10 protein-coding genes and 1 pseudogene are annotated in these 11,721 nt (G+C 73.1%); 3 read left to right on the forward strand and 8 right to left on the reverse strand.

Annotated features, from left to right (window positions below; translation table 11 throughout):
* Positions 1 to 23: 23 nt before the first annotated feature.
* The 3 genes and pseudogenes from ACHZ99_RS06455 to ACHZ99_RS06465 all read right to left on the reverse strand — a co-directional run.
* Positions 24 to 575, reverse strand: coding sequence for an FcoT family thioesterase (locus ACHZ99_RS06455; protein ID WP_420303401.1), 552 nt, complete (start codon positions 573 to 575; stop codon positions 24 to 26).
* Positions 572 to 1,462: a (3R)-3-[(carboxymethyl)amino]fatty acid oxygenase/decarboxylase gene (gene scoE / locus ACHZ99_RS06460; protein WP_420303402.1), complete on the reverse strand. Its 891-nt coding sequence runs from the start codon at positions 1,460 to 1,462 to the stop codon at positions 572 to 574. Before scoE ends, ACHZ99_RS06455 begins: the two co-directional genes overlap by 4 nt.
* A gap of 264 nt (positions 1,463 to 1,726) precedes the next feature.
* Positions 1,727 to 2,008, reverse strand: a pseudogene (locus tag ACHZ99_RS06465) (SDR family oxidoreductase); the annotation flags it as partial.
* 156 nt (positions 2,009 to 2,164) lie between these two features.
* Here ACHZ99_RS06465 and ACHZ99_RS06470 point away from each other — a divergent pair.
* The gene (locus tag ACHZ99_RS06470) at positions 2,165 to 2,431 is read left to right on the forward strand and encodes a hypothetical protein (protein ID WP_420304036.1); all 267 of its coding nucleotides are present in this window, start codon (positions 2,165 to 2,167) and stop codon (positions 2,429 to 2,431) included.
* Between the two features lie 357 nt (positions 2,432 to 2,788).
* On the opposite strand, the gene ACHZ99_RS06475 is transcribed toward ACHZ99_RS06470, so the two are convergent.
* The gene (locus ACHZ99_RS06475) at positions 2,789 to 3,352 is read right to left on the reverse strand and encodes a CGNR zinc finger domain-containing protein (protein WP_420303403.1); all 564 of its coding nucleotides are present in this window, start codon (positions 3,350 to 3,352) and stop codon (positions 2,789 to 2,791) included.
* Between the two features lie 78 nt (positions 3,353 to 3,430).
* On the opposite strand from ACHZ99_RS06475, the gene ACHZ99_RS06480 reads away from it, so the two are divergent.
* On the forward strand, positions 3,431 to 4,774 hold the full coding sequence (locus tag ACHZ99_RS06480) for an MFS transporter (protein WP_420303404.1): 1,344 nt from the start codon (positions 3,431 to 3,433) through the stop codon (positions 4,772 to 4,774).
* A gap of 351 nt (positions 4,775 to 5,125) precedes the next feature.
* Here ACHZ99_RS06480 and ACHZ99_RS06485 read toward each other — a convergent pair whose 3' ends face one another.
* The 4 genes from ACHZ99_RS06485 to ACHZ99_RS06500 are packed head-to-tail and all read right to left on the reverse strand — an operon-like array spanning position 5,126 to position 9,301.
* A complete protein-coding gene (locus ACHZ99_RS06485) occupies positions 5,126 to 6,151 on the reverse strand; it encodes a LacI family DNA-binding transcriptional regulator (RefSeq protein ID WP_420303405.1) in 1,026 nt (341 codons plus the stop codon).
* A gap of 2 nt (positions 6,152 to 6,153) precedes the next feature.
* A complete protein-coding gene (locus ACHZ99_RS06490) occupies positions 6,154 to 7,059 on the reverse strand; it encodes a carbohydrate ABC transporter permease (protein WP_420303406.1) in 906 nt (301 codons plus the stop codon).
* Positions 7,056 to 7,982: a carbohydrate ABC transporter permease gene (locus ACHZ99_RS06495; RefSeq protein ID WP_420303407.1), complete on the reverse strand. Its 927-nt coding sequence runs from the start codon at positions 7,980 to 7,982 to the stop codon at positions 7,056 to 7,058. Before ACHZ99_RS06495 ends, ACHZ99_RS06490 begins: the two co-directional genes overlap by 4 nt.
* Complete coding sequence (locus tag ACHZ99_RS06500) at positions 7,979 to 9,301, reverse strand: ABC transporter substrate-binding protein (protein ID WP_420303408.1); 1,323 nt, start codon at positions 9,299 to 9,301, stop codon at positions 7,979 to 7,981. Before ACHZ99_RS06500 ends, ACHZ99_RS06495 begins: the two co-directional genes overlap by 4 nt.
* 186 nt (positions 9,302 to 9,487) lie before the next feature.
* Between ACHZ99_RS06500 and ACHZ99_RS06505 the strand changes: the two genes are divergently transcribed.
* Positions 9,488 to 11,509, forward strand: a complete 2,022-nt coding sequence (locus ACHZ99_RS06505; protein WP_420303409.1) for a beta-galactosidase — start codon at positions 9,488 to 9,490, stop codon at positions 11,507 to 11,509.
* The last annotated feature ends 212 nt before the right edge of the window (positions 11,510 to 11,721 follow it).

Here is an 11,721-nt window from a genome sequence, read left to right on the forward strand (position 1 = left end):
TCCGTGGTCAGGGTCTGGTCGGTCTACGGCGCCGGGGCGGCGGGGTCCGCGGCGCCGGCGGGGGCCTTCACGGCGACCAGCACCTTGCCGTGTGCGGCGGCCTGGTCCGTCTCGCCGAATCGGCACGTCGTACGGAGGAACAGGAACGGCCCGCTTCCCCAGTCGCCCTGGAACGCCTCGACGATGTCGAGTTCGCCCCAGAAGCGGCGGCCGCGCATGGGCCGGCGGAAGGAGCTGTGGAAGTCGGCGATGAACATGTCCTCCAACTGCCGCGACCAGAAGTCGTCCAGGGACCAGCCGGCGAAGGAGCGCAGCAGCCCCTCGTCGACCGACTTCGCGATGAGGAGGTAGATCATCTGGTTGTAGCAGATGTTGAACTCGACGGCGTTGAAGTGCCCGGTGTCGTCGATGTAGCAGGACTCGGGGATGTGGAACCGGCCGCGTACGCCGACCCGTCCGCCCTCGTCCGCCGGGTCGCCCTCGACCGTCACCGCGGCCGAACCCAGATAGCGGCAGTGCGGCTTGTAGACGCGGAGGACGCGCTCCAGCAGTGCCTCGTCGTCGCCGACCGTCACGGCTGCCCGATGCCGGGGTAGAACTCGTACTCGTCGTGGACGGTCACGCGGAAGGAGACCGTGGGCTCGGGGTTGACCGTGTGCAGGGCGCGGTGCACCAGGCTGCGGTTGTCCCAGATCAGCAGGTCGCCCTCGTCGAACCGCTGCAGGTGGATGGCGGGGTGGGTGAAGGTGGTGTCGGACTGGCCGACGGCCTCGAAGAGGTCCTCCAGCAGCCCGTCGCGCAGCGCCTTGCCCTCCCCGTCGACCAGCTGGAAGCTGACCGCCTCGCTGATGTAGAGCACCGGCCGGCCGGTGACCGGGTGCGGAAAGACGGTGGGGTGGGCGACCGCCGGGGTCGTCTCCTCGATCTCCGCGATGATCTCGGATATCGGGCGGTAGACGTCGGTCGGCCGGATCTTGAAGTACCGCCGCACGCTGTTCAGGACCCGGGTGCCCGCGATCTCGTCCTTCAGCTTCCCGGGCAGCCGCTCGTACGCCGCCTCCAGGTCGATGAACAGCGTGCCGCGCTCGCCGCTCGGGATGACCTGGGGGTAGATGAGGGTCAGGCCGAACGGCCGCGGCATGAAGGAGTAGTCGTGGTGCCAGAACTTCCCCGTCTGGGGAACGCCGACCTGCTCCCCCTCCTTCTTCACGTTGGAGGAGACGAAGATCTCCTGCTGCTCGGGGTGGTGGTACATCGGCTGGTAGTACGTCTCCACCTCGCCGAGCCGCCTGCCCAGGCGCACGAAGCCGGCCGGGTCGAGCTCCTGGTTCTTCAGCACCACGATCTTGTGGGTGTAGACGAGTTGCTTCAGCGAGGCGAGGTCCGCGTCCGGTGCGCCGAGGACGTCCATGTCCTCGACGGCCACGCCCATCAGGGACTTCTCCTGCGGAATAGTGATCACGTGCACTGCTCCAACCTGATGCTCGGCACTGAGCTGAGCCTCACCGTAAGGGCGCTCCGGCGCCCCGGCGGAGGCCCCGGCGGCGAACCTGGGGTGGCGGCTGGGGTCGACCCCCAGGGTCGGCGAACCGGCCGCAGGGGGCGGGGCGGAGCCCGGGGGCCGCCGGGAGTCCGTGACGGGCGAGGTCCTGCGCCTGACGGGCCGCGCCCCGGTGCCGCCCGGCGCACTGCCCGGCGCCACCGGCGCACGCCGGCCGCCGCCCGGTCAGGACCGGCGGAAGGGCGCCATGCCCGCAAGCTTGCCGCCGTCGACGGGGAGGGTGGCGCCGGTGATGAAGGAGGAGGCGTCCGAGCAGAGCCACACGGCGGCCTGTGCGACCTCGTCGGGGCCGCCGATCCGGCGCATGGGCATCGCCTGTGCGGCCATCTGCTGGGCCTGTTCGCCGGCGGCCCGGAGCTGGTCGGTGAGGATCGGCCCGGGGGCGAGGGCGTTGACGCGGATCCCGGCCCCGGCGTAGTCGAGGGCCGCGCACCTGGTCAGGCCGACCTCCGGTCGAAGTCCGGCCTCCTGGAGGCGCTGTTCGACTCCCTGGCCGCACGGGCGAACATCGGCCTCGCGGCGGCCTTCACTGCACCCGGCACCCGGGCGGCACTGGCCGGCTTCTGCGAGGTGTTCTGCCGGTTCTGGGCGTCCGACCGGACCGTGATCAGGAACCTGCGCGGGATGGCCGTCATGGACCGCGACCTCGACCGACTGCTGCGCGAACGTGACGAGATGCGGCGTTCCGCCCTCCGCGCGGTCCTCGCCGAATTCTCCGGCGCCCCGGCCGACGAGACGGTCGACGTCATCTGGCAACTCACCAGCTTCGAGACGTACGACGCCCTGGCCGGTCGCGACGGGGCCCGGGACGCCGCGGAGGTGGCGCGCGTCATCGCGACGGCCGCCGCAGCCGTGCACGGCGCACCCTGAGACCGGCGCTCCTCACGTCACCCGGTCCCTCCCCCGTTGTCCGCGGCCCTGCAAGAGGGCCTCCGGCCTCCGGGCTCGGCATGACCGTGTCCCCTGCCGAAGGGCGATGCCGTCGAGTCTGGCGGGGTGTGCGTCGGACACACTGATCAGAGGTCGGGCCACCCGCGGGGATCCCGGGCGCCCCGGCCGGACCTCACCGGCGGCCTCCCCGACCACCTCGGCCCCGGGCTTCGCCCCGGTCACGGCCTCGGCCATCCAGCGCCTCTTCCTTGATCATCAGATCGGCCGTGGACCGTACCGGTGCGGCGGGTCCCCGAACTCGTACGGGTGTGGCCCCCCGGCGGCGCGCGGGGCGGGTCAGCCGGCGGGGGCCTGGCGGGCGCGGAAGGCGGCGGCTTTGACGCGGCTCTGGCAGGCGGTGGAGCAGTACTCGCGGGCCGCGTTGCGGGAGCCGTCGACGTAGACGCGGTCGCAGCGCGGGGCCCGGCAGACGCCGAGGCGGCCGGCGAGGTCGCTGCCGACGGCCAGGGCGAGGGCGGTGGCGCAGCCGGCGCTCCAGCCGACGGCGAGGGTGTCGTCGGCGCCGTGGAAGTGGACCTGCCACGGCTCGCCCGGCACGCGGTCGAGCTGCGGGCGGGCGCCGGTGCTGCGGAGGAGGGAGTTGAGCCGGTCGGCGGCGGTGTCGAGGTGCCCCTCCGCCACGGCTTCGAAGACGGCGCGCAGCTGCTCGGCGGTGCGGGTGAGGCTGACCGCCGCCGCGGGCTCGACCCGGACCTCGCCGGGGAGGGCGGCGGCGACGGCCGCCGGCAGGTCGCCGTCGCGGGGTGCGGTGTACGGGCGGCCGCGGGCGGAGCCGTCGGTGAGCGTGTTCACCAGGGCGGCCGATACGTCCAGCAGCGTCGCTACGTGACTGTCGAACATCACTTGACCGGTCACTCCTTCGGGTCTAGCGTCGTCACTGACATTATCCGATTCACCAGTGACGGGACGGTGTCGGAGGTGCGGGGTCCGCCGGCCGGGCAGCGGTTGCCGCGTACGGTCCGGGTGCTCGTCGCCGCCCGTGCGGTGAACCGGCTCGGAGCCTTCTCCCTGCCGTTCCTCGCCGTGCTGATCACCGCGCGGTACGACGCCGCACCGGCGACCGCGGGGCTGGTGGTCGCCGCCTTCGGGCTCGCCACGATCCCCTCGCGGCTCGCCGGCGGCCGGCTGGCCGACCGGCTCGGGCGGCGCCGGACGATGGTCGCCGGGCTGGTGGGCTGCGCCGTGGCGCAGTCGGGGCTCGCCGCCGCGCCGAACCTCGCCGTCCTCGTGGGCTTCGCCGTGCTGCTCGGGCTGGTCTTCGAGCTGTACGAGCCGCCGAGCCAGGCGATGATCGCCGACGCCGTCGGGGAGGCCGCGCGGGTGCGCGCGTACAGCCTGCTCAACGCCGCGCTCGCGGTGGCGGGTCTGGCCGCCGGGGTGCTCGCCGCCGGGCTCGGCCGGTGGGACCTGCGCTGGCTCTTCGTCGCCGACGCCGTCACCTGCCTGCTGTGCGCGCTCGTCGTACGCGTCGCCCTGCCCGCCGACCGGCCGGGGGCGGGCGGGCAGGACAGGGGCGGCCGTACCGCGGTCGCGCCGTGGCGCGACCGTACGCTCCTCGCGATGCTGTGCACGGGCACGCTGTTCGCCCTGGTCTACCTGCAGATCGCCGTCATGCTCCCGCTCGCGCTGGACCGCCGTGGTCTGGAGCCCGCCGACGCGGGTCTGCTGCTGGCCGTCTCGGCGCTGGCCATCGTCGGCGGCCAGCCGCTGCTGCGCCTGGAGCCGCTGTCCACCCGGGCCGCTCCCGCCGCCTTCGCGGCCGGCGGCGCGCTCCTTGCCGCCGGTCTCGCCGGGTACGCCGTGGCCGGCAGCCTCGCCGGGTACGCCGTGGCGACCGTCGTGTGGAGCCTGGGCGACCTGCTGCTGGTCGGGCGGGCCCTCGCGGTCGTCGCCGAGTTGGCGCCGCCCGGCGGCACCGGCCGCTACCTCGCCGTCTACGGCACCGGCTGGGGCATCGCCGGAGTCGCCGCACCGCTGCTCGGCACCCAGCTCCTCGACCGCGCCGGGGTCGCGGGAATGTGGTCCGTCCTGGCCGGCCTGTGCGTGGTGCTGGCGGTCGTGCAGCCGGCGGTCGTACGGGCGGCGAGCGCACGCGGGGCGGCGTCCGACCCTGCCCGCCGGCGACCACGAGCGCGCGGCCGCCGGGGTGCCCGCCCGTCGGCACCGCGGTCTCTCCCCGGCGATCCGCCGCAGTGCGCTGAGGCGCCGGAGGCTTCGCCACCGCCCGTGGCACCGCCGCCCGGCTGTCCACCGGCGGGCTGAGTCCGGCAACGGAGAGCGCGGGAGTCCGGTCAGCCCGAGGGCGGTCGGGACGACATCGAAGGCTTCGCCGACCCGGCGGGCCAGGACGGTGCGGCCCGCCGAGCCGCGCGCGCCGCCCTGACCGCTTCTTCAGCAGCACCGGCCTGGTCGACCCCGCCGCGGACTGGGCCCGCATCGAACCCGACCGTCTCGACCGGGCCCTCGGCGGGAAGCACGTCGACGCCGAGCTGCTGGACTGGCTGGACAAGCGCTCCATCGAGCTACGAGCGATGTCCTCCGGGCCGTCCTCGCGCGTTGCCTCGCTCATCGACGCGCAGGCGATTCCGGGATGAGGCCAAAGACCCCGCGCCGTCAGGCCGAGGCGCGGCGGATCAGCTCCGTCGGCAGGATCACCGCCGCCGGCTCCTCGCCGCCGATCCGGGCGAGCAGGACACGTACCATCTCCGTGCTGATGCGGTCCCAGGGCTGCCGGATCGTGGTCAGCGGCGGCTGGGCGGCGAGCGCGGCCGGCGAGTCGTCGAAGCCGCCGACCGCGACGTCGTCGGGGACGCGGCGGCCGGCGCGGCGCAGCGCGGTGAGCACGCCCTGGGCCATGAGGTCGGAGGCGACGAACACCGCGTCCACATCCGGGGCCGCGGCGAGGAGCCGTTCCCCGGCCGCCTCGCCGCTGGCCCGGCCGTAGTCGCCGGTGGCGACCAGCCGGTCGTCGGCGGCCAGGCCGGCCTCCGCGAGGACCTCGCGGTAGCCCGCGAGCCGCTCCACGCCGCCCGGGGTGTCCAGCGGCCCGGTGACGGTGGCGATGCGGCGGCGGCCCAGGGAGAGCAGGTGCTGCACCATCTCGCGGGCGCCGTCCCGGTCGGCGGCGGCGACGTAGGAGACCTTCGTGGCCTGTCCGATGGGCTTGCCGCACGCCACCAGCGGCACCCCGGCCTCACGCAGCCGGGTGGCGACCGGGTCGCCGGAGTGGCTGGAGACCAGGAGCACCCCGTCGACGTGGCCCGCCGCGATGTACCGCGTGATGCGCCGGCGCTCCGGCTCCGTGCCCGCGATCATCAGCAGCAGCGGCACGTCGTGCACGGCCAGTGCCTCGGTACAGCCGCGCAGCAGCACATTGAAGTTGGGGTCCTCGAAGAACCGCTCCTGCGGCTCGGTGAGCAGGAAGGCCACCGAGTCCGAGCGGCCGGTGATCAGTGAGCGGGCGTGCCGGTTGACGACGTACCCCGTCTGGCGGATCGCGACCTCCACCGCCTCCCGTGCGGCGGGGCTGACATGCCGCCCGCCGTTGAGCACGCGCGAGACCGTGCCCCGGGAGACCCCGGCCTCGCGCGCGACGTCGTGGATCGTCGGCGGCCTGCGCCTGTCCCCCGCTGTGTGCATGGTTACGACTTTACGGCTCCGGACAGCAGGTCGAGACTCCAGAACCGCTGGACGACCAGGAACAGCGCGATCAGCGGGATGACCGCGAGCAGCGCGCCCATGATGACGAGGGTGTAGAGCGCGGGGGCGCTGGCACCCTGCTCCAGCAGGGTGTAGAGACCCAGCGTGAGCGGGAACTTCTCGTCGTCGCTGAGCATGATGTACGGCAGCAGGAAGTTGTTCCAGATCGCCACGAACTGGAAGAGGAAGATCGTCACCAGGCCCGGGGCCATCATCGGCACGCCGACCCGGATGAAGATCCGCCACTCGCCGGCTCCGTCCACCCGCCCGGCCTCCACGACGTCCGTGGCCACGGCGGCGGTCGCGTAGACGCGGGCGAGGTACACGCCGTACGGGGAGAGGAGCTGCGGCAGCAGCACGGAGAGGTAGGAGTCGGTGAGGTCGGCCTTGGCGAGCAGCAGGTACTGCGGCACGGCGAGGATCACCGGGGGCATCAGCACGCCGGCGAGCAGGGTGTTGAAGACGGCCTCGCGGCCGCGGAAGCGGTAGAGGGCGAGGGCGTAGCCGCTGAGCGCGGAGACGGCGGTGGACAGCGCGGCGCCGAGTCCGGCGTAGAGGGCGGTGTTGCCCATCCACTTCCAGTAGACGCCGTCGCGGTAGGCGTTCAGCTGATCGAGGTTGTCGGCGAACCCCGAGCCGGGCAGGAAGGTGAACGTCGAGAACAGCTCGGTCCCGGACTTGGTGGCCGCGACGGCCACCCACGCCACCGGCACCAGGCAGTACACGGCGCCGACGACGAGGGCCAGCGTCGGTATCAGCGCGGCGCGGCGGCGCGGCGGGCCCTGCCCGCTGCCGGGAGCGGCGGGTGCGGCGGGCGCGGTGCTGCGGGGGGCGGCGAGGGAGCTCATCGGGCGGCCTCCTCCTGCCGGGTCCTGCGGTTCACCGTGCGCAGGAAGCCGAAGGACAGCGCGAGGGTGACGAGGGCGATGACGACGGCGGTGGCGGAGGCCGAGTAGATGTCGTTCTCGACGAAGGCGTCGCGGTAGACCTTCATCAGCGGGCTCCAGGTGGTCGAGATGCCGTTGGTGAGCGGCATGAGGGTGGTCGGCTCGTTGAAGACCTGAAGCGTGGCGATGATCGAGAAGAAGAAGGTGAGCACCAGCGCGGGGACCACCATGGGCACCTTGATGCGCAGGGCGGTCTGCAGCGGCGTGCAGCCGTCCAGCTTCGCGGCCTCGTACACCTCGGCGGGTATCGCCCGCAGCGCGGTGTAGATGACGATCATGTTGAAGCCGGTGCCGCCCCACACGGCGATGTTCGACAGCGCGAGGTAGAGCGAGCCGCCGTCCAGCAGGTCGGGCTGCGGCAGCCCGGCCCGGTCGAGCCCGTAGTGGAGCGGGCTCACCTCCGGCAGGTAGAGGAACCCCCACAGCAGGGCGGCGACCACGCCGGGGATCGCGTACGGCAGGAAGATCGCGAGCCGGGTGGCCGGCGCGAACCGCACCCGCTCGTGGTCCAGCATGAGCGCGAAGGTGAGCGCCAGGCCCAGCATGACCGGGACGACGATGGCGCCGTAGCCCAGCACCCGCAGCGCCCCGTGCAGCAGCTCGGCGTCGGTGAGCGCGTCGGTGTAGTTGGACAGCCCCGCCCAGACCTCCTCGCGCGCGCCGGAGCCGAGGCCGAGGCCCTTGACCTCGACCCGGTGCAGGCTGAGCCAGGCCGCGTAGCCGATGGGCAGCGCGAAGAAGAGGGCGAAGAGGAGCGCGGCGGGCACGAGGAAGGCGTACGGGGCACCCCTCACCCCGTACCCCGGCCGGCGGGCACGTCTCACGGCGCGACCTCGAAGCCCTGCCTCTTCAGGTCCGCGACCGTGTCCTGCTGCACCGTCCGCACCGCGGCGGTGAACTCGTCCTTGTCCCCGGACTTGGCGGCGGCGCCGAAGGCGTCCTTGAAGGAGCTGTAGGCGACGTTCACGTTCGGGCCCCAGGCGGAGGGCGCGGTGGTCTTCGCGATCTCCGTGGCCCGGTCGTAGAAGTCGGCCTGGTTGGCGAAGTACGCGGGCGGCTGGTCGAAGGCGCCCGCGGTCTGGGCGGCGGTGGCGGCCGGGTAGATCCCGCCCTCCGCGGCGAGCGCGGCGACCGCCTCGGGGTCGGTGTTGAGCCAGGTGGCGAACTTCGCCGCGGCCTCCGGGTGGTCGGAGTCGGTGGTGACGCCGACGGAGGAGCCGCCCCAGCTGCCGGTGGTCTGCTCGCCCGCCTCCCACTGCGGCAGCGGCGCCATGGCCCACTTGCCCTCGGTGTCGGGCGCGACGGTGGGGAGGACACCGGGGGCCCACACGGCGCTGACCCAGGCGATCTGCTTGCCGGTGTTGAGTGCCTTGTTCCAGGCGGGGGTGTACATGGGCTCGTTGTCGATGACGTCCTCCTCGACGAGCCCGCCCCAGAATTCGGCGACCCGGTGGGTGGCCGGGTCGTCGATGCCGACCTTCCAGGAATCGCCCTCGGTGGTCCACCACGCGGCGCCGGCCTGCTGGGCGAGGCCGGCGAAGAGGCCGGAGTCGGTGGCGGAGAAGGTGGTGAGGTCCTTGTCGGGGGCCTTCCGCTTCAGCTCGCGGGCGGTGTCGGCGAACTGCTCCCAGGTCTCGGGGACGTCGAGGCCGTACCGCGCGAAGAGGTCCTCGCGGTAGTAGAACATGAGGGGGGCGACGTCCTGCGGCACGGCGTAGACGGCGTCCGTGCCGAGCGTGGTCTGCTGCCAGACGGTGTCCTCGAACTTCTCCTTCACGCCGCCGACCTCGCCGGATATGTCCGCGAGCGCGTCGTTGCTGACCAGCGTGGGCACCGTCTGGTACTCGGCCTGGACCAGGTCGGGCGCCTTGCCGGCCTTGTGCGCGGTGAGGATCTTGGTGACGAGCTCGTCGCCCTGCCCCTGCTTCTTGACCGTGACCTTGATCCCGTCCTTCTTGCCCGGTCCCTTGTTCCAGATGTCGACGACCTTCTCGATGCCCGGCGCCCAGGACCAGTAGGTCAGCTCGGCCGGGCCGGCCTGGGCGTCCCCCTCGTCGTCCGAGCCGCAGGCGGCGAGGGCGGTCGCGCCCAGGGTGACGGCGATGGTGGCGGAAAGGAGGCGGCGGCGCTTCGCTTTCGGCATGGGTCTCTCCCCTGATCCGGCAGTCTCCGCCCGTTGCGGAGGTCTGGGATGCTCGCTGTGAGCGTTCACAGTAGAGAAACCTGGACGACGCTTGTCAATGGTTACCACTGTGCGGTTATGTTGGGTTGATGCCGCCGCAACCATGTGTGCACGTTCCCAAATGATCAAGGATTCGGGAGAGGATCGATGACCAAGACCACGCCCAGGGGCCTGGCCGGACTCGCCTACGGCGGCGACTACTACCCCGAGCAGTGGCCGGAGCCCGTCTGGCACGAGGACGTCCGGCTGATGCGCGAGGCCGGCGTCACGATGGTCACCGTCGGGGTCTTCTCCTGGTCGCTGCTGGAGCCCGCGCCGGGCCGCTACGAGTTCGGCTGGCTCGACCGCCTCCTGGACCTCCTGCACGAGAACGGCATCCGTGCCGACCTCGGCACCCCCACCGCCGCCCCGCCCGCCTGGTTCTACCGCGCCCATCCCGACGCGCTGCCCGTGACCGCCGACGGAGTCCGGTACGAGTTCGGCTCCCGGGGCGCCATCTGCCACGGCAATCCGCACTACCGCGAAGCCGCCGCCGCGATCACCACCCGACTCGCCACCCGCTACGCCGGCCACCCGGCGCTCGCGCTGTGGCACGTCCACAACGAGTACGGCGTCCCCGTCTCCGCCTGCTACTGCGACGTCTGCGCCGCCCGCTTCCGCCGCTGGCTCGCCGCGCGCTACGGCGACGTCGCCGGCGTCAACGCGGCCTGGGGCACCGACTTCTGGAGCCAGCACTACGCCGACCTCGACCAGATCAACCCGCCGCGCACCACCCCGACCGTCGGCAACCCCGCCCAGAAGCTGGACTACCGCCGCTTCGCCGACGCCACCATGCGCGAGAACTTCTGCATGGAGCGGGACATCCTGCGCCGCCTCTCCCCCGGCGTCCCCGTCACCACCAACTTCATGACCGCGCTCAGCCAGTGCGACTCCGTCGACTACTGGGCCTGGGGCCGCGAGGTCGACCTCGTCACCAACGACCACTACCTGATCACCGACGGCCGGCGCACGCACGTGAACCTGGCGATGGCCGCCGACCTCGCCCGTTCCGTCGCCGCCGGCGCCCCCTGGCTGCTCCTGGAGCACTCCACCTCCGGCGTCAACTGGCAGCCCCGCAACCCCGCGAAGGCCCCCGGCCAGATGGCGCGCAACTCCCTGGCCCACGTCGCCCGCGGCTCCGACGGGGCACTGTTCTTCCAGTGGCGGCAGTCCCGGCGCGGCGCCGAGAAGTTCCACTCGGCGATGGTGCCGCACGCGGGCACCGGGTCGCGGATCTGGCGCGAGGTCGTCGAACTCGGCGCCGCCCTCGGCGCGCTGGCGCCGGTGCGCGGTACCCGCACCGTCGCCGACGTGGCCATGGTGTGGGACTGGCACTCCTGGTGGGCGCAGTCGCTGGAGTGGCGGCCGACCCAGGACCACGACGCGCGCGAGCGCGCCGACGCCTTCTACGAGGCGCTCTACGACCGCCACCTGACGGTCGACTTCGTCCATCCGGAAGCCGACTTGTCGGCGCACCCCCTCGTGGTCGTGCCGGCGCTGTACCTGGCCACCGAGGCCGCCGGGCGCAACCTCAAGGGCTACGTCGAGCGCGGCGGCACCCTCGTCGTGTCGTACTTCTCCGGGATCGTCGACGAGCACGACGCCGCGCACGGGGGGCCGTACCCCGGCGTCCTGCGCGACGTGCTCGGGCTGACGGTCGAGGAGTTCTCGCCGCTGCTGGAGGGCGAACGGGTGCGGCTCAGCGGCCCGGACGGGGCGGGGCCGACCGGCGAGGTGTGGACCGAGATCGTCGTGCCGCGCGGCGCCGAGGCGGTCTGGCGTTACGCCGACGGGCTCACCGCCGGCCACCCGGCCGTCACCCGGCACCGGCTCGGCGAGGGCACCGCCTGGTACGTCTCCACCCGCCTCGCCCCGCACACCCTGGACGCCGTGCTGGACCGGGCCGCCGCGGACGCCGGGATAGCGCCGCGCGCCGAACTGCCGCACGACGTCGAGGTGGTGCGCCGCACCGGCGACTCCGGCACCTACGTCTTCGCGATCAACCACACCGGCACCGACGCCAAGGTGCCGCTGGACGCGCACGGCACCGAGTTGCTGACGGGCGAACGCGCCGCCGGCCGCCTCGCCGTGCCCGCGGGTGCCGTCCGGGTCGTACGACTCGACGGCTGAACGGCCCCGCGGCCGAACGGGCCTGCGCACGCGGAACTCCCTCCGCGGGCGCGGGGCACACCTCAGCCTCACCGAATCCGGAAGGGACTACGGACGATGATGCTCCAGCCCGGACGAACGGTACGGACTCTGCTGCCGCCGCCGTCAGCGGAGGCGGCCGCCCCCCGCCCCACCGACCCGCGCGGCGAGCGCCCCGGCCACCAGCGGCTTCG

Origin of the sequence: Streptomyces sp. MAR4 CNX-425, from assembly GCF_048656465.1 — a bacterium.
In the GTDB taxonomy this organism is placed as follows: Bacteria; Actinomycetota; Actinomycetes; order Streptomycetales; family Streptomycetaceae; genus Streptomyces.